Below are 25,490 nucleotides of genomic sequence, written 5' to 3'. Positions count from 1 at the left end.
GTAGCCCCGTCAGGCAATCAATTCCCGTTGGCAAACTTGCGCAGTAACTCTCGCGCCTTAACGTCTGAAACCTGCATTACCATCCACGGGCTAAAAGCCCACGGCGTCGCGTCAATCCCGCTCAAAACATCCTCAAGATTGCTCCACTGGGAATCCATCACTTCATCTGGGTTTAGCTGTAGCTCACTGACGATATGTGCGGCATAAACCGGGCATACTTCGTTTTCCACTATTCCACTAGGGTCCGTTGCGCAATAACGAAAATCAGCATACACGGGGCTGAGCGAGTCGATGTCTGCACCCAGCTCGAAGCAAGCCCGGCGGATAATAGCGGCTTCGGTGCTTTCACCCAACTGCGGGTGACCGCAGACAGAGTTGGTCCAGACGCCTGGCCAGGCTTTTTTGTGCAGCGAACGGCGGGTGACCAGCAGTTGACCCTGCTCGTTAAATATCCAGCATGAGAAAGCAGAGTGCAGGGGGGTTGTGGCGGTATGCGCCGCATACTTTTCCAGTGTTCCACAGGGTTGGCCCTGCTCATTCAATAAAATGACATGTTCCTGTCGCATAGCGTCCACCATCAATCTTAAGCATTCACATTATATGCTCTATTAAGTCAGAATGATTAACAGAGGGTGTGAAATGCCAGAGTCGACGCTTCGTTGCGCGATATGATTTGGCATCCAGTTTCTGGCTGCTATGATAAAGCGTCTGAAAATGTTGCGAGGTATTGTTTTGAGTGCAGGACGCCTGAAGAAAAATGGCCTGAGTATCGCGATGCTGCTGTGTGTCGGTCTGCTGTTAGCAGGCTGTTCCGGGAGCAAGTCGTCTGATACAGGAAGTTATTCCGGCTCCGTGTATACCGTGAAGCGGGGAGATACGCTATACCGTATTTCGCGCGCCACCGGGACCAGCGTAAAAGAGCTTGCACGCCTGAATAATATTTCACCGCCCTATACCATTGAAGTGGGGCAAAAGCTGAAGGTCAGCGGCGGCGCGAAAACCAGTTCAGGCTCTGGCAAAACAACGACGAAATCCTCAACCAAAACGGCGGCGGTCAGACCATCTTCGTCCGTACCGCAGTCCTCCTGGCCACCGGTCGGACAGCGTTGCTGGCAGTGGCCTGCCAGCGGTAAAGTGATTCTGCCTTATTCAACCGCTGACGGCGGCAATAAAGGCATTGATATCTCAGCTGCGCGCGGTACGCCGATTTATGCCGCCGGAGCCGGGAAGGTGGTTTATGTCGGTAATCAGCTACGGGGCTACGGTAATCTCATTATGATTAAGCACAGTGAGGACTACATCACTGCGTATGCGCATAATGACACGATGTTGGTGAACAACGGTCAAAACGTGAAAGCCGGGCAGAAGATCGCGACGATGGGCAGCTCGGATGCGACCACGGTGCGGCTGCATTTCCAGATCCGCTATCGGGCGACGGCTATCGATCCGCTGCGTTATTTGCCACCAAAGGGCAGTAAGCCAAAATGCTAACGGTGAATTAATCGCCAGTCAGTCAGTTAGTCCCTTGCCAAGAAGAGCGTAAGGTTTATAATCCCTTACGCACTCCAATGCGGGCGTAGTTCAATGGTAGAACGAGAGCTTCCCAAGCTCTATACGAGGGTTCGATTCCCTTCGCCCGCTCCACGACTTACTTCTCACTGACTCTCCTGATTCAATTATCCTTCGTAATCTCAATGTGTTTCTTTGTTTAACGGTCAGACAGACTCAATGCACGACTATGCAGGCTAAAGCGATTGTGGGAGACGATAGTCCCCCTGGCGGGAGATACCTCATATGAAACTAACTATCCACAGGGGCCAAAGAGAAATCTTTGACGTTCTCGGATAGTAGAGCCTTGTATACGTTGGTTAATCCTTTCAATTCGCGATACTGGTGTCTTAAATATCGCATTTCCCCCCGTGGTACAAAAAATCAACTATCAATCAATTGAATTTATTTAAGAAATTTTAAGAAGTATGTTTGATTATCTGTCTGAAAATATATCAACGTTAATACAGGTCACGTATTTAATTGTTAGATTATAATTCCAAAGTTATCTTTATTTAACACGATATAAGATTGGTCATTCTTCATAAATAAGTAATGTAGTCTTTTTGTAGCTCAATTTTCTCTAATCGGCAGTAACAGGTTTTAAATGGTTTAGACTTGGTATGATTTTACCTGGATAAACATGGTGACATCTATTTTGTTAAAAATATCTTCAGGAGTTTAATTACTGCTGATAATTTCTTAAGGTGACTAGTTTTGTTCTCATTATCCGGTCACGAAATTATGTAGATACACAAAAATATACGAGTCAGTTTAGTACTTTGTACCATTTTGAATGCTTGCTATGCCGGGGGGCTCGTTAGCCTTGTGTATATTCTGTCATTGTTGTTAAAAAATATAGCAAATATAGTTAGATAGACTTCAGTTGTACTGATTAAAATCTCACACGGTATAGCTAAGAATTTAAAGGTAGAGACATGGGTGACAATTCAGTCAGGCTACCTTTAACCCCAGTATGTATGCTGGTAATTTGTAAGAAAATGTTTCCTTGTGTTTTGAGAATTTTCTCATTTTGAATAAAAGATGAAAGTGCGGTTTCACAGGTAGTGCTAATAATACAACCAATAATCGTATTAAAATGCCGATATCCATTAGTAATTCAAATCTAAGAATGAGTGATTGATAGCTTTTAGCTATGAATGGCGAGGGGTTGATATCACATCCTTGTTGTGTAAAAGTTCATCTCATGTATTTAGCAATATTAATAAAATCAATTACTCGATTGTTAGGTATTTTTTAGAGGGTCGGTGTGCTTAAAAGTAGACACTTACCTTTCCATGGATGAAATAGAGTTTTTTGAGGTTATGGAGGCTTCATGAAGTATCAACATTTCTGGCCACCTAATGATATTTACTTTGGGGGTGGTGCCGCTAGTGTTATTGATGAAATGTCACTGATTACAAACGAAAGAAATTATTTATTCGTGAATCTTAATCAATATAGCTTACGTAGCACCTTGGTTTTTTTCTCACGGAATAAAAATATCAATAAAATCATAATCATCATTTCCAGCTCACGGTTGATGCCTTTGGCTCTTTTTTGGTTGGATAATATCAAAAATGTTATTGCTGTTTTCGATACCTCAACATCTGTGTCGGAGATGATTAAGAAAATAAGCCTATATCGACGAAATGGTGACAAGATAACGGCAGGGCGAAGGGAATGTAACTTTAAGATTAGCAACAAAGATATCATGAAGATGAAGTACTTCTTAACCGAAAGCGGTATGGAGGAGCTTCAGGATAGATTTATGAACTCGCCGTCAACATTGTATCGTTGGAGAAAAGAGATCGCCCTTAAATTCGGCGTGCGAGACCCTCGATATCTTCTATTGCCAGAATAAAATGCTATGCGTTTTCTCATTAAGAATTACAATTAAAGATCCGATCTTTAATTGTTGTTTTAGAACGGATGCTGCATACGACCTCCATTTAACTAAAATTAGGAAATATAAAATTTCTAGCCTTGCTTAGACTAGAAACTGTCGTGATTTCGATAAGAATAGATACGCTGGCTAAGAACGTCAGGGGCGGTAGCGTTCCAGAAAACATCTGGGATTTATGTAAAGTTAATAATTATTAAATAAGGGACTTATCAGTAATGATCAGCAAAGATGATGTAAAAATTGCCATTATTGGACTCGGGTATGTTGGCTTACCATTGGCTGCTGAATTTGGGAAAATTCGTCAGGTGGTTGGTTTTGATGTTAATCATAAACGTATACTCGAGCTAAAAGAAGGGATCGATGTCAATCTCGAAACCACAGAAGAAGAGCTACGTGATGCTCGCCATCTGACGTTTACCTCATCAATTGATGAAATCAGAGAATGCAATTTTTACATCATTACCGTCCCGACGCCGATCAACGATTATAAGCAACCAGATCTCACCCCTTTGATTATGGCAAGTGAAACTGTTGGCAAAGTACTGAGGCCGGGGGATATCGTGGTGTATGAATCTACGGTATATCCAGGGTGTACTGAAGAAGAATGTGTGCCGATCCTTGAGCGTATGTCAGCGATGACATTTAACAAAGATTTCTTTGTCGGATATAGCCCAGAGCGCATCAATCCCGGCGATAAAAAATATCGTCTGACAACTATCAAGAAAATTACCTCAGGTTCAACTGCAGAAACGGCCTGTCTGGTTGATGAGATCTATCGACAGATCATCACGGCAGGAACGTACAAAACGGAAAGCATTAAGATCGCGGAAGCGGCAAAGGTGATTGAAAATACCCAACGCGATCTCAATATCGCGCTGGTAAATGAATTGGCGATTATCTTTAACCGATTAGAGATTGACACTGAAGCCGTACTGCGAGCAGCGGGAAGTAAATGGAACTTCCTGCCATTCCGTCCTGGACTGGTTGGTGGTCACTGCATTGGCGTCGATCCCTATTATCTGACTCATAAATCTCAGGGCATCGGTTACTATCCGGAAATTATCCTCGCGGGTCGTCGACTGAACGATAATATGGGTAACTATGTTTCGGGACAGTTGATCAAAGCCATGATCAAAAAAGGGATTAATGTTGAGGGTTCTAACGTTCTGATTCTGGGGTTCACCTTTAAAGAAAACTGCCCGGATATCAGGAATACCCGCATTATCGATGTTGTAAAAGAGTTGGGCAATTACAGCTGTAATGTTGATATTTTTGACCCTTGGGTGGATGCTGAGGAAGTCGAAGAGGAATACGGGATTATACCTGTATCGGAAATCAAGGCGGCTTCTTATGATGCCATTATTGTTGCCGTTGGCCATGAGCAGTTTAAGAAGATGGGGAGTACTGATATTCGTGGCTTTGGAAAAGATAAACATGTGCTTTATGATTTGAAGTATATCCTTTCGCCTGAGCAGTCAGATGTGAGGTTATAATCATGACAGCCTATGATGAATTAAAAATACAACTCGTTCTTGAACCAAAACGTTGGCTTATTACTGGCGTAGCAGGTTTTATCGGCTCTGGATTATTAGAAGAACTACTCTATTTAAATCAAACAGTAATTGGGTTGGATAACTTTTCAACTGGCTATCAACATAATTTAGAGGATGTGCGTGCCGCTGTCAGTGAAGAACAATGGTCGCGGTTTACCTTTGTTCATGGGGATATCCGGTCATTTGCCGATTGTCAGGCTGTTTGTGAGAATGTCGATTACGTTTTACATCAGGCCGCTCTGGGAAGCGTACCTCGTTCCTTGCAGGATCCTATCACGACAAATAGCGCTAACATTGATGGTTTTTTAAATATGTTGACGGCGGCGAGAGATGCACATGTATCTGGTTTCACCTATGCCGCAAGCAGTAGTACTTATGGTGACCATCCCGATTTACCTAAAATTGAGGAACGGATCGGCCGGCCATTAAGCCCGTATGCGGTTACAAAATACGTCAATGAATTGTACGCCGAGGTGTTTGCTCGCAGCTATGATTTTAACGCTATTGGCCTACGCTACTTTAATGTATTTGGCCGCCGCCAAAACCCTAACGGAGCATACTCTGCAGTCATTCCTCGCTGGATACTATCGCTTCTTAAAGATGAACCAATTTATATCAATGGCGATGGTTCAACAAGCCGCGATTTTTGCTATATAGAAAATGTGATTCAGGCCAATTTATTATCAGCAACGACTAATGATTTATCCTCAAAAAATAAAGTCTATAATGTGGCTGTTGGAGACAGAACTTCGCTAAATGAGCTTTATTATCTCATTCGCGATGGGTTAAATTTATGGCGGGACGAACAAAGTAGTGCTGAACCAATTTATAAGGATTTTCGTGACGGTGACGTTAAGCATAGTCAGGCAGATATTACCAGAATAAAAACATTTCTTTCATATGAGCCTGAGTTTGATATCAAAGAAGGACTTAAGCAGACTCTAAAATGGTATATCGATAAACAGACTGCTTTGTATTCCTGAGTATAACTACTCACTTTCTTTTCACGTGGATGAATTTAATGAAATCGTCAGAGATGTTTACGCTTACCGCCATTGGTAGTTGCCGTATCGCGAGTCCGGTAAAAAGAGCTCAGCCTTATTTTAATTTTAAGGCTAATTTTAAGAAAATATATGGATTTACGCATACGAGCAGCGAGGCATTACAGCAGGTCCGTTTTATTTTGGGATTGATAGATATTCCTGAAAAGGTCCGGCCTTTTATTTTTAGAACTGCTGTAAATTATTCAAAAACCGACGTTCATAGTCGTTCTGATTTCTATATCGTTGAGATTTCAAGTCAGAAGAAGATTATGGCCTATGGGTTGTGCTTACAACAAAATTATATAACTCGTCATTTTTATGAGTTTTTTAGCCAAACAGAGCGAGCGCGTGTGTACTGGTCGCTGGCCACGCAAGGGAATCAACACAAACTGCTGGCCTATCTCAAAGACGATCCCTGTTTTGCCGGAATGTCGGAAGACGATCGTGCCTTATTAAGCAATATTAATGTTGAGCAGATGGATGAGCATGCTATCGAACAGGATATGATGGAAATCATTCAGCTTCTTGGTCGCGATCGCGTTATGTTTATGACCCATGTTGATGCTGTGACTCGTGCTGGAACCGTCATTCAGTCCCGCAGTCGGTTGATTAAAAATGTCGAGACCATCGCCGCCAGGATGGATATTCCCTGCGTTAACCCGACAAATTTGATGGAAAAGTGGGGGCAGAAACGAGCCCTGGAAAAAAATGGCGACGATCTTACTCATTATACCGACATGTTTGGTGATGCGATCGTTGCGGCTATTTTTAAGGGAGTGATCAACAATACTAAGCATCATCTTGATGAGAGGCGGCAAGAGAAACAAGACCAAATACGTGAGATTACATTATCGATCACTAAGCTGCTTGCCGATGGCGACATTATTGCTGCATCACAGCAACTTTTTGCCGCATTAAGAAATCAGCAGCAAGAGCCCGTTCTGATCCAACTTCGGTCCGTAATCTTCAGCCGTTTAGGTTATTATGAACAGGCTTATCAGGATATTAGTGATGTTGAGAAAATTATCGGTACGACGGACAGTACATTACGTTGTCGGCTGAGGTCTCTGCATGGATTAGCGCGTTGGCGGGAAGCCTTATCGACGGCCGAGATGATGCTTTCCAATGAAATTGAAGATGAAGAAGTCCTTACCGTTGCCGCCGGCTCAGCCGATGCTTTACAGCTGTTTGATAAGTCATATCAATACTGGAAAAGTGTACTGTTATTGAATCCTGAAACCCAAAGCGGATGGGTTAATTTCCTGAGCAGCACGCAATATTTCAATGATGGCAACGCATTCTCCGAAGCTTTCCATGCCGGCATTCAATCGCAGCGCCTAAATGATGCGTTTATGGAAACAGCGTTATCTTTGGCAATCAAATTCAGTGATGAATTGATTTTCAAGCATGCGCTTGAGCAGTTACTCCGCCATGAGTCAGAATTTGCGCTGACGGTATTGTCGACGATTCATGATACCGGTCTCGTCATCCACGCAGCTTTCTGCATCAAGAATATGAGCTATCATCAGGCGCTTAGCACCTCGTATAAAGATAAACTCCACGACGTTTTTGTGGCATGGAACAATACCGCGCTGTCGCTACATTCGGTTGATGATTTTGTCTCACTGAGTACTTCGCTGGTGTACACCTTCTCTGCATTTATGGTTTATCCCCATGCACGTATTTCTCGCTTTAATAATGAAGTTAAAACGGCATGGCGCGAGAAATTAAGAGAAATGTATGAGCGTGAGGATTATGAAAATATCCTGGTAGGGGCGAAAATTGTGTGGCCACTTCTGGAGTTCGATCCTGTTAGCACAGTATATTGTGCAAGAACGCTGGTGAATCTTGGTGCCTGGAAAGACGCGTGCACGTTGGCCCACATGACCTTGATTCGTAACTCGAACATTACCAGCCTGCAGTCGATTATGTTACGCAGCATACGTCATATTAACGACATTCCGTTCCTCATTGATTTGATTGCTAACGTCATGAGCATTTCTCCATCATTCCAGAATGCCTCGATGAACGAGCTGTTCGAGAAAGAGTGTCGCAATGTTGCAACCAGAGCCCTTAAATATGTACGCCAGAAGAAAACTGAAGGGCGTCTGGATGAAGCATTGTCTGTATTGATTAGCCTGAAACGAATTGATCCTGATGTTTCTCGCCTGATGCGTGAATATAAGCAAATTATCAGATTATTTAATGAGTCACTGAAGGATGGCGGCAGCACTATCGCGTCTTATGAACATCTGGATTATGCGAAAAAATTACTCGTTTTTGATAGCGAAAATGCCTATGCCTTGAAATATGCCGCATTAAATGCAATGCATTTACGCGACTACACCCAGGCTTTGCAGTATTGGCAGCGACTGGAGAAAGTGAATGGGCCAACGGATCCGGTGACAAGGCAGATCTCGACCTGCATAACCGCATTACAAAAAAATACATCAGGGAAGTCGTAATGATTACGGAGGAAGAAAAGTTAGGGAAGGTGCGAACAAGTTCCTGATATGAGATCATCATATTCATCCGGAGCGCATCCCAGAGGGACATCATGAGCCATCAACTCACCTTCGCCGATAGTGAATTCAGCACTAAGCGCCGTCAGACCCGAAAAGAGATTTTCCTCTCCCGCATGGAGCAGATTCTGCCATGGCAGAATATGACCGCTGTCATCGAGCCGTTTTATCCCAAGGCGGGCAATGGCCGACGGCCCTATCCGCTGGAGACCATGCTGCGTATTCACTGCATGCAGCATTGGTACAACCTGAGCGACGGTGCCATGGAAGATGCCCTGTACGAAATCGCCTCCATGCGCCTGTTTGCCCGATTATCCCTGGATAGCGCCCTGCCGGATCGCACCACCATCATGAATTTCCGCCACCTGCTCGAGCAGCATCAACTGGCCCGTCAATTGTTCAAGACCATCAATCGCTGGCTGGCCGAAGCAGGCGTCATGATGACCCAAGGCACTTTGGTGGATGCCACCATCATTGAGGCACCCAGCTCTACCAAGAACAAAGAGCAGCAACGCGATCCGGAGATGCATCAGACCAAGAAAGGCAATCAGTGGCACTTTGGCATGAAGGCCCACATTGGTGTCGATGCCAAGAGTGGCCTGACCCACAGCCTAGTCACCACCGCGGCCAACGAGCATGACCTCAATCAGCTGGGTAATCTGCTTCATGGAGAGGAGCAATTTGTCTCAGCCGATGCCGGCTACCAAGGAGCGCCACAGCGCGAGGAGCTGGCCGAGGTGGATGTGGACTGGCTGATCGCCGAGCGTCCCGGCAGGGTAAAAACCTTGAAGCAGCATCCGCGCAAGAACAAAACGGCCATCAACATCGAATACATGAAAGCCAGCATCCGTGCCAGGGGGGAGCACCCGTTTCGCATCATCAAGCGGCAGTTCGGCTTCGTGAAAGCCAGATACAAGGGGCTGCTGAAAAACGATAACCAACTGGCGATGTTATTCACCCTGGCCAACCTGTTTCGGGTGGACCAAATGATACGTCAGTGGGAGAGATCTCAGTAAAAACCGGAAATAACGCCAGAAATGGTGGAAAAAATAGCCTAAATAGGCTGATTCGATGTGTTTGCGGGAAAAAAATCGGCCCAGATCCGCGAAATTTTAATCAGCGAGTCAGCTTGGGAAGAAATGACCTACTTATTCGCACCTTCCTTAGCTGCGCTAGGGAAAACGCTTTTAACATTGAAACAAGAGAGGAAGCTTGCGCAAGCTATTGCGTTAATTGACAGTGAATTACCGGCTGAGGCTTTAACTTCATTAGCGATGCTAAAAAAAGCAGAATTTCTTCATGATTTCAATGAAACGGCGCGTGCATACGCGCTCTACGAAACGCTAATTACACAAAACAATGATGAAGCACGTTATGAGTATGCGCGTCGTTTATATAATACGGGGCTAGCCAAAGATGCGCAGCAAATTCTTAAAAAGGTTAGCACTGGCGTGCAGAAAAAATATAACAATTATTTAGGCAAAATAAATAAGATCTGCGATTTGCTTGAACGCCTTGAAGGGGAAGCGATCCCTGTGGGGACCAACACCCGTATTATTGCAATGAAGCATGCCATCTTGTTTTATCGAAATCGTCAGCCGCGGCAGCTTCCCGTCGGATCTTTTGGTCGCCTTGCGCTCTGTACAGGCTCGCTAGGTAGCGGCGGTGCAGAGCGTCAGATTTCCAGGCTGGCTATCGAGATCGCCAGAAAATATCGGCAACAGGGGAAAATTGGCGGCCTGAAAGTAGAAGAGCCGGTAGAGCTCATTATTCGCTCCCTGGCACCGGAACTCAGGCAAGACTTTTTCCTGAAAGAAGTGCTGGAAGAACAGGTCGAGGTGCTTGAAATCGCGAAGATTACCGGAAACTTCTTTGACGATGCGACAATAGAATCTCCGGAGTTGCGCTTATTGCTCTCTCATCTGCCGCCGGTGTGTAACTACGGCATCAAGCATCTGGTCCCCCACTTATGCGAGCGCAAGCCGGATTATCTCTCCGTTTGGCAGGATGGCGCTTGTCTGATGATTGCGCTTGCAGCGCTGATTGCTGGCGTGCCCAGAATTCAACTGGGATTACGTGGCTTACCGCCGGTGGTGAGAAAGCGTCTGTTCAAGCCGGAATATGAGCCTCTTTACCAGGCGCTGGCGGCCGTGCCTGGCGTTGATTTTATGAGTAACAACCATTGTGTGACCCGCCATTATGCCGACTGGCTAAAGTTGGAGGCGAAGCACTTCCAGGTTGTATATAACGGCGTCTTACCGCCATCTACCGAGCCCTCTTCTGAGGTGCCACATAAAATCTGGCAGCAGTTTACGCAAAAAACCCAGGATGCGGACACAACTATTGGTGGCGTTTTCCGCTTTGTAGGCGATAAGAACCCTTTTGCATGGATTGATTTTGCAGCACGCTATTTACAGCACCACCCCGCCACACGCTTTGTGCTGGTAGGCGATGGTGATTTGCGCGCTGAAGCGCAGAAACGCGCCGAACAGTTGGGGATTCTGGAGAGAATACTATTCGTTGGCGTCTCGCGTGACGTGGGGTATTGGCTGCAAAAAATGGACGTATTCATTTTGTTTTCGCGTTATGAAGGGCTACCCAATGTGCTCATTGAAGCACAAATGGTCGGGGTGCCGGTGATTTCAACCCCTGCAGGCGGATCGGCAGAATGCTTTATTGAGGGTGTTTCGGGTTTCATTCTTGATGATGCGCAGACGGTCAATCTTGACCAGGCTTGCCGCTATGCAGAACAGTTGGTCAATTTATGGCGCAGCAGAACCGGTATTTGCCAACAGACGCAGTCATTTTTACAAGAACGCTTCACCGTTGAACATATGGTGGGAACGTTTGTACAAACCATTGCCTCTCAGCCTCGTTAATTAATGGGCAGCATTTTTTCAGCTATTTCATTTATAAAATAAGTTATGAAAAAAATTATTATATTATTAACGACGTTTTTTCTGCTTTCGGGATGCACTATTCCCAGGGCGGTATTTAAATCCAGCCTGATAAATCAGGACGATCCTCATTATCATCTGGTTGAAGTCACACCGACATTAAAACTGAGTGATGCCGATACTGTGCCGAAAACTATTGTCGATCCGGTCTTTGCCGAAAATAACTGGCACTGGACATCTTTGGCTAAAGGCGATGTGCTGCATATCACTATTTTATCCTCGGGCGGGGCGGGGTACTTATCCAATAACGCGAGCGGCGACCGGGCGGATTTTGAAAATATTCTTGTGACTGACGGTAATATCGTTCAGGTGCCTTATGCCGGGATAATCCCGGTTACCGGGCTGGATGTGACACAACTGGCTGAAGAGATCAGAAAGCGACTTTCGCGCGTTGTCCTGAATCCTCAGGTGCTGGTGACGCTTACCGCCCGCACCGGAGCCATGGTGACGGTCGAGGGCAGCGGGAAAACGGGTCGCTACCCTCTCGAACAGAGTATGAATCGTCTTAGTCATTTTTTGGCAACGGCGGCGGCAGTAGAAAATACCAGCGCAGAGATGATGGAAGTTCACGTGACGCGCCAGCAGCATTATTTCAATGCGCGACTGTCAGATATTTATCAGTATCCCGGGTTGGATATTGTCTTACAGCCGGATGACCGTATCACTCTGCGTCAAGTGACCGAGTATGTTAATGTGCTCGGCGCGGCGGGTGTTCAGGGGAAACATGCTCTGGTTCAGCGTCATTCCAGCGTAGTGGATGCTTTGGCGCTGGCGAAAGGATTAAACGACAATCTTGCCGATCCGCAGGCGGTTTTTCTGTACAAGCATGACGAAGCGGAACAGGCGAAACAGCAGATGCGTAAGCTGAATATCTATCATGTCGATATGAGCCAACCTGACTCGGTGTTTTTAGCACAGGCCATGCGGGTGGAAGACGGCGATGTTATCTATATCTCGAACGCCTCTTTGACTGATTTCGCTAAGGTGAAAGCCGCATTCGATAGCTTTTTGATCCGCGGCTCTAATTCTTTCTAACGTCGCCATATGAATATTTTGAAAAATAATACTTATTATTTTATGAAACTCATTACCGTCTGTGAGTTAATCATTTTGTTAATGTCACGCGATATCAAAACACGCTATAACGGTAATTTGCTAAACTATATGATGGTGCTGGCCGTACCACTGGTATGGATAACCATTACCGTTATTTCTTTTCAATATTTAAATCGCACCGTGCCAATATTCACTGACGATATCAGCTTTGTTATTGCAGGTATATTACCGTATCTGTTATTTCGTTATACCATTACCGCAACCATGCGCACCCGTTCATTCTCCACATCGTTGGCGGTTGTCTCGCAGGTTAAGAAAAGACATGTGATTTTTGCTCTTGCCGCAGTCGAATTTGTTAATGCGGTTATCATTTATATTATTGTTTCATTAATTAACTTTCTTATCTTCTCCCGCTGGGAAGCCCAGAAACCGATCCTGATTTTTGAAGGGATGGTTATCGCATGGCTTCTGGGGTTATCGTTTGGTTACTTTTGTGACGCACTGTCTGAACGGTTTCCGCTGGTCTACAAAGCCGTTCCTGTGGTGCTAAGACCGATGTTTTTGATTTCAGCTGTCTTTTATACGGCGAATGAATTGCCCTATTCATTATTGAGCATATTCAGCTGGAACCCTCTACTTCATGCTAATGAGATAGTCAGAGAAGGAATGTTTGAGGGATATAACTCCTTGTACCTTGAACCTCTTTACCCTCTGGCATTTTCCGCAACGTTATTCCTCGCGGGCATCATTTTTCACCTGATTTGTGACACTGAAAATCACTGACTTTGGCTTCAGGAGAGACGCGTTCGTGTTCGGTTTATTAGGTTGTACACGCTATTTTGAGTCTGATAAGGGCCCGCGGGTGGTCCTTGATAAAACAGATTTTGTCATGGATTACCATGAGCATATCGGTATTCTGGCGGCCCCTGGTTCAGGCAAAACGACGCTAACCCGATTGCTGTGCGGTATAGATGCTCCTGATGAAGGGGATTTTATTGGGCTACGGGGTGATGCGCTCCCACTGGGGGCAAATGCTTTTGTTCTGCCGGGGTTAACCGGCGAAGAGAATGCGCGCATGATGGCCAGTCTTTATGGCCTGGATGGCGATGAGTTTTCACATTTCTGCTATCAATTGACCCAGCTTGAACAGCGCTATACCGACAGGGTGAGTGAATATTCTGTCACGATGAAAGCGCATCTGGCATTTGCCATTAATTTACTGCTTCCCTGTCGCCTTTATATTGCCGATGACAAGCTGTACACCGGGGATAATACCTCACAGTTGCGTATGCAGGCGGCGCTAGCTTATGAGCTGCAACAGAAAGGGTTGATTGTGCTAACGCGCAACCCTCGGCTTATTAAAGAACACTGTCATGCGTTTGGCGTACTGCTGCATGGGAAAATTACGATGTGTGAAGATTTAGCACAGGCATCTGCGCTTTTTGAACAATATCAGTCAAATCAGGCGATGCTTCAAACTGATAATTATTCCTTTGATATATAAATAGAAAATATACGGATAGAGAGTGGAAAATTCAGAACGTATTAAAAAATGGAAAGAGGAAAGGGCGAAGGTAGCAGAAGAAAGCCGAGCCTTGCGACTGAAACAAAAAGAGGATGAACGCGCCCTTCGCCAGACAGAAAAAACGGCCGATGCGAAAAGTCAACATCGCCCAGACGCCGGTTGGTCCGCGACGGATGCTGATTCCGTCCGTAGAGCGTCATTGGTTATTAAAGAGCGACGTGTTCAGCAAGCCAAACAATCGCTACGTCGGCTCTTTCTTTATATTGCTTTGCCGCTGCTGGTTATTATGCTTATGTCGTGGCTATTAACTTCGCGTTTTTATAGCGCGGATGCCACCTTTATTGTGCAAACTGATGCCAGCCAGGATAATTTTTCTGGAACAGCTTTCTTTGGTGCAGGCAATGAGATGTCGGAGGGCTTTCAGGTTCGCGAGTTTATACTTTCGAAAGAAATGATGGAGCGGATGGAAAAAGATCTCGGTTTTTTATCTTATTTCGCGCAAGACGATATCGCATTATTTTCCCGCTACCATGCACCGCTGGGTATTAATGATGATCCTTATCGTTACTATTTATCGAAAGTCTCGGTTGCTGTCGATATTCAACAGGGCATGCTGCGTTTAAACGTCAAGGCGCGGAGTGCGAAACAGGCTGAGTTTTTTGCCCAGCGCATTCTGGCTTTTGCTGAACAGCACGTTAATACCGTTTCAGCGCGGATGCAGCAGGAACGAATTTTATGGCTGGAAAACGATGTTAAATCGGCCCAGGAAAATCTGGGGGCCGCTCGGCTTGAATTGCTAAAAATACAGCATATACAAAAAGATATTGAACCGCAGGAAACCGTGACCGCGATTTATCAATTAATTGCTGGCTTTGAAACGCAGTTGGCGGAGGCGAAAGCGGAATACGCGCAATTAATGGCTAATGGTTTGGATCAGAACCCCCTTATTCCTCGCCTGTCGGCCAAAATCAAGGTCCTGGAAAAGCAGATCGGCGAACAACGTAACCGCCTGTCAAATAAGTTAGGGTCGCAAGGCTCTTCAGAAAGCCTGTCCCTGTTTGAAGATCTTCGCCTGCAGAGTGAGATCGCCAAAACACGCTGGGAATCTGCCTTACAGACCTTACAGCAAGGGAAGCTTCAAGCGTTACGTGAGAGACGGTATTTGCTGATCATTTCTCAACCGATGGTGGTGTCTGACACCACTCGCTATGCCGATGGAACAAAGTGGTTACTGTTCTTCGTGTTGCTGGGCATCGCGTACCTGGTGACTTCTCTCCTGATAACTATCAGGCGGATGCGTGAATAAGGCGGAGTAAGGAAATACGATGAGCTTGCACTCTACATGTAAAAAAAAATCGCCAACCACCCTGCTCAAACAAGAGGATTGGGAGGGGCTATGTCACTATTTCGGGCAGCATCCCGAAAAAGTGCGAGATAGTGCTGGAAATGAGCAAAACATTATTCTCTTCGCTATCGCGTGTTTGCGTAAAGATGAAACAGATGCCGCGCTGACTTTGTTGTCCGACCGTGTGCTGACAGCAAAGAATAGCCGTGATTTATTGCGACGCTGGGTTATTTCGCCGCTGGCATCACATCATCGGGACGCTGTACTACAGGTGGTTAACAAACTGCTGGCGGTGAATGTGTGCCAGCCGGAGGATGTCCTGCTGGTCGCAAGCGTGCTGCTTAAGAGTAAACAATATGCGACTGTTGCTGACTTAGCCGAGCGGGCATGGCTCGCTTTTTCGGGCAATAGCAAAATTTTTGCCCTCCATCTGCGCAGCCTGACGCTGGTGGATAAAGAGTTACAGGCAATCTCGTTGGCCAGAACACAGGCGCAGGAAGTTCCCCCGCGGGGAGATATGATTGAGACCTGCCTCCGTTTCTTAAATAAAAGCCGCCTACCAGAAGATCATGACCTGGCCCGCGCATTGCTCCCTTTCTTCGCGTTAGAAAAGCAGGAGTCGGCGGGGCTGGCGGTTGATACGCTGTGCGCTGTCGGTAAATATCAGGAAGCCATTCAGACTGGGGAGTCCGCATTAGCCCGTGGGTTGGATGGTGCAGCGCTGCGTCGTAGCCTGGGGCTTGCCCACTATCAATCTGGTCGCAGCCGGGAAGCGAAGCTTCAGGCCGCTGAGCATTGGCGTCATGCCCTGCAATTTAACCCTGATAATTTACGGATCGTGACCCTGTATGCCGATGCCTTAATCAGAACGGGTCAGAATGAGAAAGCCATTCCGTTACTGCAGCAGTCGCTCGCGACTCATCCTGATCTTCCTTATGTCAGAGCCATGTATGCCCGAGCACTGCGCCAGGTTGGGCAATACGCTGCTGCCAGCGATGAGTTTGTACAACTGGCAAGGGAAAAAGGGGTGACCAGTAAATGGAACCGTTATGCCGCGGCGGCGTTGTTACAGGCGGGGAAAACAAGCGAAGCGGAAAGCGTCTTTGAGCACTATATTCAGGCCAGAGCAAGCCATCTGCCTCAGTCATTCGAAGAGGGGCTGCTGGCGCTTGATGGGCAAATATCTGCCGTTAATCTACCGCCTGAGCGCCTTGACTGGGCATGGGAAGTTGCCGGCAGACAGTCCGGTATCGAGCGCGATGAATGGGAACGCCGGGCGAAGTGGGGGTATCTTGCCGATAATTATCTCCTCGACTGGCTTGAATGCCGTGGAGAGCAGGCCGACGAACCGATGTATCGGTTGGCCGATATATCGCATGTCGAGCAGTTTTTCCAACGGCTGCAGCTCGATAAGCGTGGTTGCATTGTTGTATCGGCTCATATGGGCGCAATGTATGCCGGGCCGATGATCCTCTCCTTGCTGGAAATGAACAGCAAATGGGTGGCTTCCACGCCTGGCGTGCTCAAAGGGGGCTACGGCGAGCGGTTGATTTCGGTTAGTGACAAAAGCGAAGCGGACGTAGTCAGGGCCTGCATACAGGCCTTACATAGTGGGCAGTCGCTTGTTGTGGCGATCGACGGCGCGTTGAATTTGAGCGCGCCGACTATCGACTTTTTCGGCCAGCAGATTACCTACTCCACCTTTTGCTCTCGACTTGCCTGGAAAATGCACTTACCCACCGTATTTGGTGTTCCGGTGTGGCGAGACGGGCGCATCCATTTTGTTTTGGAGAAAATGGTCGATCCGCAGAGGTTCGAAAGCCAGTCTTCTTTTATTGAGCGCTGGAAAGACAATTACCTGAAATGTGTAACCCAAATCCTGAATAGCGGGCCGGAAAATCTGAGACTGTCGGGGGGGATTTGGCGAAATATCACGCGCAGGGATGAATCATCTTCGGGCTGAAAAGATGTTTGCCCCGCGATGCCTTTGGCGCACCAGGCGGGGCCGCCCGCTAAGTAAAACTGAGTTATTCGATTTAGAAAGCATCCGTTCATTAACGTTCGGGTGCTTTTTGCGTTCTAACGAGCTGAAAAATGGAGAATTATATAATAGCTACGTTATACCTGATTGTGGTTCTGTTTGTCTGAGGGTTACCAGAGGACAGTATCCTGAAGTCATCCCTTAGCAATGTTAAATAGCGGCATCGAAATCCGCTGGTAGCGTACTGTTACCTGTGCCCAGGCTGCGTTGCATTAATACCGTATCAAGCCAGAGCCCATGCTTGAATCCAATGTTCGTCAGCGTACCTATTTTCGTAAATCCAGCCTGCTGATGGACTTTCAGCGATCCCTGATTATTGCTGTCGCCGACGATAGCGATCAACTGCCGATAACCCTGCGTTTCAGCCCACTCAATTACATGGCGTAGCAACGCTTTTCCCACCCCCTGACGCTGTGCCGTCGGGTCAATATAAATCGAATCTTCGAGGGTATAGCGATAGGCATAACGCTCGCGGTAGCGGGTGAGATAGCAATACCCGATGACCTTATCTTCTTGCAATGCGACAACCCACGGCAGTCCCAGACTGCGGATTTTTTCCAGACGATCCTGCATCTCGCGGGTATCCGGCGGGTCAGTTTCAAAGCTGCCGGTACCGTGAATAACATGATGGGCGTAGATATCGCGTATGGCGGGGATGTGTTTTTTTTCAGCGTTAACGATTTTCATTGACCAGCTCCCATTGGCATCTTTGTCCAAATTACCTCAAAGGCTGGAGGGAAGGTAAGTGCAAAAAATTATGCGTCTATACTCGTCATTCTTTAAGCTGCATGTGCGTTGGCTACGCTAGCTCGCCTCAGTTACATAGTTCGCTATGCTCCTGGGGATTCACTCACTTGCCGCCTTCATGTAACTCGAATTATTTAGGGTATATAAATTATTTTCAATGCAAATAAGCTTTCAAATTGTAAGGGTAAAGTGAGTGTGGTTGATACTGTCAATAATACGCAAGAGTGGTAAATACTTTAGCGAGTCGAGCAATGCACAATTCTTCGCGCACGTATTATGGCGGATACCAAAATACCAATTTTGGTAGATTTCAATGATAGGTTCAAAAAGTCATTTGATTTTATTGAGTTTTTACTGTACTTAGTTCTGCTTATGACTGTACCTTTAATTTCATTTTATCGACCCTGTTCGAAACTTAAAATTAGGTTATATTATTTACATTGTGAGCTTTGTTGTTATCAGGGGCATTATTATCAGAACTTTCTCTATCCGCACACAATAGTTACCATGCAAACAGTTGCGCGGTGTAGCTATGCTAGCCAGCAATAGTTATCATCGTCACAAGGTTTCGTCATGCAAACTTAATCTAAATCCAGAATTCAATCCCAAGAGTATTAGGATTATTTAGTCTAAAATACTTTTTTGTCTAAGAGTTTTCGTATCGCATAGCCACGAACTACGCTGAGTGATAAAATTTTCGAGTTTACGCCTGCTTTCCCACGATTAGAGGGCGAGGCGCGGGTAGTCAATAAGACGAAAGAATTAATTGCTTCATAACCCTATTGCAAAATAAGCGGCAGTGCATCTTACATGGTCGGGTATCGTTAGCAACCGACTGTAATATATTGAAAACGCTTATTTTTACTCTGATGTAAGTTATAAGGGCAGATATGTTAAGTATGCGTCGACATGCCAACTTCATTAAACGTTTTAAGTCTTTAAGCTGTTTATTTACGGCAAGCGTTCTTTTCCCTATGCAAATCTCTGCAGCGACATCAGATTATGACGCTTTGGTTATTGAAGCGCGGGGTGGTAATAGTGCACCGTTATTGCGTTATCTAGAGGATCAGGGAAAGCAAAGCGCGCTAACGCCAAATCAGGTTGCCGACTGGCTGCAAGTTTCCAGTTGGGTTGATAACAACGATAAAGCCACTATTGAAATCTGGCAGCGCTATCGTGGGCAAATGGATGTGCCTGCGCGCGGCAAAGTCGCCGCTGCACGTGCGTACCGTAACCAGAAAAACTGGAATGATTCATTGGCGGTATGGGAAAGCGTTTTACAGGAAGAGCCTGACAACGTTGACGTACGCACCGGCTGGATAATGACGTTGGCAGATGCTCGCTACAATCAGCAAGCCCTTACTGAAGCGAATAAATGGGCACAGGCACATCCGGGTGCTGACTCCGATGCGCTACTTGCCTACGTATATCATTCTCAGGGGAAAAACTGGGACGCGCTGTTGGTTGCCAGCCAGGCGGATGACGTTGATCCTGGCAACAAAAATGCAAAATCCACGCTGCTGTCTGCTCTGTCAGCAAACCGTGTTTCCGGGCCCGCCTTAAATATGGCGGAGGTAGTGCCTACGGCAGATCCTGTGAAGCGCCGCCTTGAGCTTGATGCGGCCGCCGAAATGGTACGTTCCTCCTATACGTCCGCACGTAATGAAGAAGAGCGGTTTATCGTGGCGGATAAAGCGCTGGCCCGCTATGACCAGTTGCTGGCTGCCTGGAAGGATGAGCCATCCGCGCAGAATGATGTCCGTCGGGCGAGAATTGACCGCATGGGCGCTTTGCTGGTTCGTAAGCGAACGTCTGAAGTGATTAAGGAATACGAATCGCTTTCTGCGAGCGGCGAAGTGCCAAACTACGCGAAACGCTGGGTAGCATCGGCATGGTTAAGCGAACGCCAGCCAGAAAAAACCGAAGCGATGCTGATGAGCATCTACTACCCGAATGGACCGATTCCCGTTACGCCGCTTGGTCCTGAGGATCAACAGGATCTGTTCTACGCGCATATCGATAATGAAAACTTTGATGCCGCTAAAAAACAGGCCGAAAACTTAATCAAAGAGAGTCCGTACCTGAGACGCATCTATGGTTCGCCAACGCCGCAGCCTAACGATAACTGGCTGCTCGGACAGTCGATGCTGACGCAATATTATATTGCTGCCAATGAACTACCTGAGGCTGAAAAGCTCGCAGAGCATCTGGCGCGAACAGGTTCAGGTAACCAGGGGCTGCGCATATCTTATGCCTCCGTTCTTGAAGCACGTGGCTTGCCGCATGCGGCGGAGAAAGAGCTGAAGCTGGCGGAAGTGATTGAGCCAAGTAACCTGGAACTGGAACGTCAGCAGGCTTATGTTGCGCTGGATCTCCAGGAATGGAGGCAGGCCGATGAACTGACGGATGACGTCATCGCCCGTAGCCCGGATGATGAAGCGACGCTGCGCCTCGCGCGTATTCGTGATGTCCACAAAATGTCGGAAGTGCGCATTAGCGGCACACAAGGGATCTCGTCCGATAGCCCGGTCAGCGGTAAGAATGACTTCAACATCAATACTGCCATTTACAGTCCGCCAATTAACGACAACTGGCGATTGTTTACTGGATTCAACTTTGCTACTGGCGAATTTGAGGAAGGTAAAGGCATCAGCCGCGATCTGGCGGCGGGGGCGGAATGGACTTCCCGCGACTACTGGGCAGAAATGGAAGTCTCTGGCCGAAATTATGGCGATGGTCAGAAAATTGGCGGTCGTCTTTCCGGCTGGCATGACTTCAATGATAACTGGCGCGTAGGCGGTTCGGCCGAGCGCTTGTCGCGTAATACGCCACTGCGCGCGCTGCGTAGCGGCGTGTATGCCAACGGCGGCGATATGTTTGTTCGCTGGTATCAAAACGAACGACGTGAATATCAACTGTCGTTTGCCGCATCACATTTCTCAGATGGTAACGATCGCATCGAATACGGACTCAGCGGAAAAGAGCGCATGTGGACAACGCCGCGCTTCACCCTGGACTTTACCCCGGGCATCGGCGGGAGCACCAACACCAAAGAGAATGTGCCGTATTACAACCCGAAGAGTGATTTTTCCGTGGTACCTGGTCTGAGCGCGGAGCAGGTTCTTTACCGCCATTATGACACCGTGTGGACGCAGCAAGGTCTGGCTGGCGTAGGTGGCTATTGGCAGCAAGGCCAGGACGCTGGTGCCATCGTTCAGGTGGGATACGGACAACGGCTCAAATGGAACAACGTCGTAGATGGCGGGGTGATGCTGATTTGGGATAAACGCCCCTACGACGGTAAACGTGAGCGGAATATCTCCCTCGCTTTCGATTTAAATGTCAGGTTTTAAGGATTGTTCATGCTGAAAAGATGCCTGTGGCTTAGCGCATTAATCGCTGGCTGGTTGATGATTACCGCGTGCAGTAGCGCGCACAATACAACGCCTCGCTACGTTCCTCCCGCAGAGAGAACGCCGCTGACGGCGGATCATCCGTGGCCGAAAAATAGCTTCCTGGTGCTCGGCTACCACGATGTCGAGGATGGTGCCGCCGACCAACGCTATCTTTCTGTGCGCACCAGTGCGTTGAGCGACCAAATGGCCTGGCTGCGTGATAATGGCTATAACCCGATCAGCGTGCAGCAAATCCTGGACGCCCATGACGGTAAAATCGTGTTGCCGGAAAAAGCGGTATTACTCACCTTTGATGACGGATATAGCAGTTTTTATACCCGTGTCTGGCCGCTGCTGAAAGCCTATAACTGGCCTGCGCTCTGGGCGCCGGTGGGGAGTTGGGTTGATGCTCCCGCCAACAAAAAAGTCGATTTTGGCGGCTTAATGACGGCGCGAGATAAATTCGCCACCTGGAAAATGGTCGAAGAGATGGGCAAATCACCGTTGGTGGAAGTCGGTGCGCACACCTGGAATTCGCATTTCGGTGCACAAGCCAACCCGCAGGGAAGTAAAGAACCGGCGGTGGCGAACCGCCTGTATGATAAGAAAACCGGCACTTACGAAACGGATGAACAGTACACGCGCCGTATAAACGCGGATATCTCTCTCATCACCAACAAGATCAAATCGGTGACCGGGAAATCACCGCGCGCGTGGGTCTGGCCTTACGGTGCGGCCAATGGCACAACGTTAAACCTGGCTAAAGAGCATGGCTATAAGATGGCCTTCACGCTCAACGAAGGGTTGGCGAATGCCGCGTTTCTTGATGACATCCCGCGCGTGCTAATCTCTGATAACCCCTCTCTTAAGCGCTTTGCCAGCCAGGTCGCTCAGGTACGTGAACCGCAGACGATGCGCGTGATGCATGTCGATCTGGATTACGTGTATGACAAGGACCCTGCTCAGCAGAAGCGAAACATCGACAAACTTATCCAGCGCGTTTATGACATGCGTATTTCTCATGTCTTCCTGCAGGCCTACGCCGATCCGCAGGGTGACGGAAATATTCGCGAGCTCTATTTCCCTAACCGCTGGCTGCCGATGCGTGCCGACCTCTTTAACTATATCTCCTGGCAGTTACAAACGCGGGCAGGGGTGACGGTGTATGCCTGGATGCCGGTTCTGGCTTTCGATCTCGACGCTTCCATCCCACGCGTAACCGCCTGGGATCCGAAAACGGGACGTACAGCGATCAACCGCGAGAATTATGTCCGTCTGTCCCCCTGGAGCAGCGAAGCGCGTCAGCGCATCACTGAAATCTATGAAGACCTGGCCAAACACGCCAGCTTCAAAGGGATTTTGTTCCATGACGATGCTTTCCTGACGGACTTTGAAGACGCGTCACCGGAGGCATTGGCTGCCTACCGCGCCGCAGTGCTTCCCGGAAGCATTGAGCAAATCCGTAGCAATCCACAGGCGTTCGAGCGCTGGACGCGACTGAAAAGTAAGGTGCTGATCGACTTCACCAAACAACTGACCCAGGCGGTGCGTAATATTCGCGGTCCGCAGGTGCAGACGGCGCGCAATATTTACGCCATGCCGGTACTGGAGCCGGAGAGTGAAGCCTGGTTTGCGCAGAACCTGAATGATTTCCTCAATACCTATGACTGGACGGCACCAATGGCGATGCCTTTCATGGAGCAGATCCCGGCTAATGATGCCAACGCCTGGCTCGACAGATTAGTGAATGCCGTTGCACAAACGCCCGGCGCGCTGGACAAAACCGTGTTTGAACTACAGGCACGAGACTGGCGTAAATCCGGGGACGAGGCTGAAATCAGCGGAAAACAAATAGCCGAATGGATGCGCCAGCTGAAATTAAGCGGTGCAGGTAACTACGGCTATTACCCGGATGATTTCATCAGCGACAAACCTGAGATGTCAGAGATTCGCTCGACGTTCTCCTCATACTGGTACCCGCAAAAATGACCGATCGCATAATTGCTTTCCTGATACTTTGCCTGATGTTCAGCCTGCCGTTTGGCGTGGCGGTCATCTTTACAGGTGAAGTGATGTTGAACTTCGTCTTCTTCTGGCCCTTGTTTATGTCTGCTTTGTGGATAAGCGGCGGGGTCTATTTCTGGTTCTACCGTGAGCGTCACTGGAAATGGGGAGATGACACACCGCCACCGACGCTGGAAGGGAATCCGCTGGTTTCCATTCTGATCCCCTGTTTTAACGAAGGGATCAATGCGCGTGAAACCATTGAGGCCGCGCTGGCGCAGCGATATAAAAATATTGAAGTGATTGCCATCAACGATGGTTCAACGGATGATACCCACGACGTGCTGGAACAACTGGCGGTGGAATACCCCAGTCTGCGGGTGATTCATCTGGCTGAAAACCAGGGCAAAGCGCTGGCGCTCAAGACCGGGGCAGCAGCGGCGCGCAGTGATTACCTGGTGTGTATTGATGGCGATGCGTTACTGGACCGTGATGCCGTTGCCTATATTGTGGCGCCGCTGATCCAGTTCCCGCGCGTCGGTGCGGTGACCGGGAACCCACGTATTCGAACCCGCTCCACCTTAATCGGTCGGGTGCAGGTCGGGGAGTTTTCTTCCATTATCGGCTTGATTAAGCGTACTCAGCGAGTTTATGGGCAGATCTTTACCGTTTCCGGCGTGGTTGCTGCGTTTCGTCGTCGCGCGCTGGCCGAGGTCGGTTACTGGAGCCCGGACATGATCACCGAAGACATCGATATCAGTTGGAAGCTGCAATTGCGCCACTGGTCGATATTCTTTGAGCCGCGCGCACTGTGCTGGATCCTGATGCCTGAAACGTTAAGAGGGTTATGGAAGCAGCGACTGCGCTGGGCGCAAGGCGGCGCGGAGGTGTTTATCGTGAACATGCGCCGCCTGTGGTCATGGGAATATCGCCGTATGTGGCCGCTGTTTTTTGAGTTCTGTTTTTCTACCTCCTGGGCGTTTGCCTATGCGATTAGTATCGTGCTGTTCCTGTTAGGGCTGATGATCCCGATGCCGGACTCGCTGTATGTACAACATCTGTTCCCGCCGGCCTTTACTGGGCTAATCCTCGGCGTGGTGTGCTTGCTGCAGTTTGCGGTGAGTCTGATGATTGAGCGGCGCTATGAAAAAGGCATTGGCGCGTCGTTGTTCTGGATTATCTGGTTCCCGGTGGTGTACTGGATGTTAAGCCTGTTCACCACGCTGGTCGCTTTCCCGAAAGTAATGCTTAAACGCAAACGCGGCAGGGCGCGTTGGGTGAGTCCCGATCGTGGAATTGGGAGGATCGAATCATGAGCCAGCCGCTGATCTTTACGGAGCAGCGTTTGCTGCCGCGCATCATTGACGTGTTGTTAACGCTTTTTGCCTGGGTTGGCTTTTTATATTTGATCTATAAAGGGCTGATCACCGCTCTGGCGCACTCACCTTATATAGGCGTGCGACCCTTTTTCACCACGCTGGATACGGTCACGTTTTACATCCTTGTCGCGCTGGTCAACGGACTGGTGCTGATTGGTTGGGCGAAGTACAACCAGTTTCGTTTTCGGGTGGAACGTCGCAGTCGCAGGCCCGGACTGGAAGATCATGAGCTGGCGGAAAGTTTACGTATTACCCGGGAACTGGTGACAGAGCTGAACAAAGCGCGGGTGCTGACGGTTCACCATCATGAAAGTGGTGAAATCAGTCATATCGATGTGGACAGGGATATCGCCGATAACCGTCTACCGCCGCCGACGCCTGCGATGCTGGAGTATTTGCCGCCAGAGCCGCAGCCGTCGTGGCAGAAAAGGCCTGAGTGATATTTCTACTTTCAGCTGCTTCCTTCAGC

19 protein-coding genes and 1 tRNA gene are annotated in these 25,490 nt (G+C 48.0%); 18 read left to right on the top strand and 2 right to left on the bottom strand.

The genetic code is table 11. The annotated features are described in order from the left end of the window. Positions 1-17: 17 nt before the first annotated feature. On the bottom strand, positions 18-566 hold the full coding sequence (gene idi, locus HV334_RS19895; RefSeq protein ID WP_047357819.1) for an isopentenyl-diphosphate Delta-isomerase: 549 nt from the start codon (positions 564-566) through the stop codon (positions 18-20). Positions 567-732: 166 nt separating this feature from the next. Between idi and actS the strand changes: the two genes are divergently transcribed. From actS to vexE, 14 genes are all read left to right on the top strand, one after another. Then, positions 733-1,491, top strand: coding sequence for an amidase activator ActS (gene actS / locus HV334_RS19890; protein WP_046274955.1), 759 nt, complete (start codon positions 733-735; stop codon positions 1,489-1,491). Between the two features lie 79 nt (positions 1,492-1,570). After that, a tRNA-Gly gene (locus HV334_RS19885) sits at positions 1,571-1,644 on the top strand. Positions 1,645-2,884: 1,240 nt separating this feature from the next. After that, positions 2,885-3,412 carry a Vi polysaccharide biosynthesis protein TviA gene (locus HV334_RS19880; protein ID WP_047499323.1) on the top strand — a complete coding sequence of 176 codons (528 nt, stop codon included), beginning with the start codon at positions 2,885-2,887 and terminating at the stop codon, positions 3,410-3,412. A 257-nt stretch (positions 3,413-3,669) separates the two neighbouring features. Then, positions 3,670-4,947 (top strand): Vi polysaccharide biosynthesis UDP-N-acetylglucosamine C-6 dehydrogenase TviB, encoded by a 1,278-nt coding sequence (gene tviB, locus HV334_RS19875; RefSeq protein ID WP_016157409.1) that lies wholly within the window; start codon positions 3,670-3,672, stop codon positions 4,945-4,947. 2 nt (positions 4,948-4,949) lie between these two features. Further along, positions 4,950-5,990 (top strand): Vi polysaccharide biosynthesis UDP-N-acetylglucosaminuronic acid C-4 epimerase TviC, encoded by a 1,041-nt coding sequence (gene tviC / locus HV334_RS19870; protein ID WP_181220816.1) that lies wholly within the window; start codon positions 4,950-4,952, stop codon positions 5,988-5,990. A 29-nt stretch (positions 5,991-6,019) separates the two neighbouring features. Continuing rightward, positions 6,020-8,515 carry a Vi polysaccharide biosynthesis protein TviD gene (tviD, locus tag HV334_RS19865; RefSeq protein WP_152607523.1) on the top strand — a complete coding sequence of 832 codons (2,496 nt, stop codon included), beginning with the start codon at positions 6,020-6,022 and terminating at the stop codon, positions 8,513-8,515. Positions 8,516-8,607: 92 nt separating this feature from the next. Further along, positions 8,608-9,588, top strand: coding sequence for an IS5-like element ISKpn26 family transposase (locus HV334_RS19860; RefSeq protein ID WP_020899206.1), 981 nt, complete (start codon positions 8,608-8,610; stop codon positions 9,586-9,588). Beyond that, positions 9,570-9,809, top strand: coding sequence for a hypothetical protein (locus tag HV334_RS25510; RefSeq protein WP_345943268.1), 240 nt, complete (start codon positions 9,570-9,572; stop codon positions 9,807-9,809). Before HV334_RS19860 ends, HV334_RS25510 begins: the two co-directional genes overlap by 19 nt. Further along, positions 9,712-11,451, top strand: a complete 1,740-nt coding sequence (gene tviE / locus HV334_RS19855) for a Vi polysaccharide biosynthesis glycosyltransferase TviE (protein WP_181221924.1) — start codon at positions 9,712-9,714, stop codon at positions 11,449-11,451. The genes HV334_RS25510 and tviE overlap by 98 nt, the downstream gene beginning before the upstream one ends. A gap of 45 nt (positions 11,452-11,496) precedes the next feature. Beyond that, positions 11,497-12,564: a Vi polysaccharide ABC transporter protein VexA gene (vexA, locus tag HV334_RS19850; protein WP_047414406.1), complete on the top strand. Its 1,068-nt coding sequence runs from the start codon at positions 11,497-11,499 to the stop codon at positions 12,562-12,564. Between the two features lie 9 nt (positions 12,565-12,573). Continuing rightward, positions 12,574-13,368 (top strand): Vi polysaccharide ABC transporter inner membrane protein VexB, encoded by a 795-nt coding sequence (gene vexB / locus HV334_RS19845; protein WP_047499331.1) that lies wholly within the window; start codon positions 12,574-12,576, stop codon positions 13,366-13,368. Between the two features lie 25 nt (positions 13,369-13,393). Further along, positions 13,394-14,089 (top strand): Vi polysaccharide ABC transporter ATP-binding protein VexC, encoded by a 696-nt coding sequence (gene vexC / locus HV334_RS19840; RefSeq protein ID WP_047499332.1) that lies wholly within the window; start codon positions 13,394-13,396, stop codon positions 14,087-14,089. A gap of 22 nt (positions 14,090-14,111) precedes the next feature. Then, a complete protein-coding gene (gene vexD / locus HV334_RS19835) occupies positions 14,112-15,416 on the top strand; it encodes a Vi polysaccharide ABC transporter inner membrane protein VexD (RefSeq protein ID WP_047499334.1) in 1,305 nt (434 codons plus the stop codon). 19 nt (positions 15,417-15,435) lie between these two features. Further along, complete coding sequence (gene vexE / locus HV334_RS19830; protein WP_049282179.1) at positions 15,436-17,418, top strand: Vi polysaccharide transport protein VexE; 1,983 nt, start codon at positions 15,436-15,438, stop codon at positions 17,416-17,418. Positions 17,419-17,646: 228 nt separating this feature from the next. On the opposite strand, the gene HV334_RS19825 is transcribed toward vexE, so the two are convergent. Then, positions 17,647-18,183, bottom strand: coding sequence for a GNAT family N-acetyltransferase (locus HV334_RS19825; protein ID WP_047414402.1), 537 nt, complete (start codon positions 18,181-18,183; stop codon positions 17,647-17,649). A 950-nt stretch (positions 18,184-19,133) separates the two neighbouring features. On the opposite strand from HV334_RS19825, the gene pgaA reads away from it, so the two are divergent. Genes pgaA through pgaD form a run of 4 tightly spaced genes read left to right on the top strand, consistent with a single transcriptional unit; the run spans position 19,134 to position 25,461 of the window. Continuing rightward, entirely contained in the window at positions 19,134-21,596 is a 2,463-nt protein-coding gene (gene pgaA, locus HV334_RS19820) for a poly-beta-1,6 N-acetyl-D-glucosamine export porin PgaA (RefSeq protein WP_016154307.1), read from the top strand. 9 nt (positions 21,597-21,605) lie between these two features. Beyond that, on the top strand, positions 21,606-23,627 hold the full coding sequence (gene pgaB, locus HV334_RS19815; RefSeq protein ID WP_181220815.1) for a poly-beta-1,6-N-acetyl-D-glucosamine N-deacetylase PgaB: 2,022 nt from the start codon (positions 21,606-21,608) through the stop codon (positions 23,625-23,627). Beyond that, a complete protein-coding gene (pgaC, locus tag HV334_RS19810; RefSeq protein ID WP_075847468.1) occupies positions 23,624-24,958 on the top strand; it encodes a poly-beta-1,6-N-acetyl-D-glucosamine synthase in 1,335 nt (444 codons plus the stop codon). The genes pgaB and pgaC overlap by 4 nt, the downstream gene beginning before the upstream one ends. Then, entirely contained in the window at positions 24,955-25,461 is a 507-nt protein-coding gene (pgaD, locus tag HV334_RS19805; RefSeq protein WP_049041934.1) for a poly-beta-1,6-N-acetyl-D-glucosamine biosynthesis protein PgaD, read from the top strand. The genes pgaC and pgaD overlap by 4 nt, the downstream gene beginning before the upstream one ends. Positions 25,462-25,490 lie beyond the last annotated feature (29 nt).

It is taken from the genome of Citrobacter sp. RHBSTW-00944 (genome assembly GCF_013615435.1).
In the GTDB taxonomy this organism is placed as follows: Bacteria; Pseudomonadota; Gammaproteobacteria; order Enterobacterales; family Enterobacteriaceae; genus Citrobacter; species Citrobacter braakii.
Note: the sequence above shows the minus strand (reverse complement) of the source record. Positions and strands in the feature narration are given on the sequence as shown.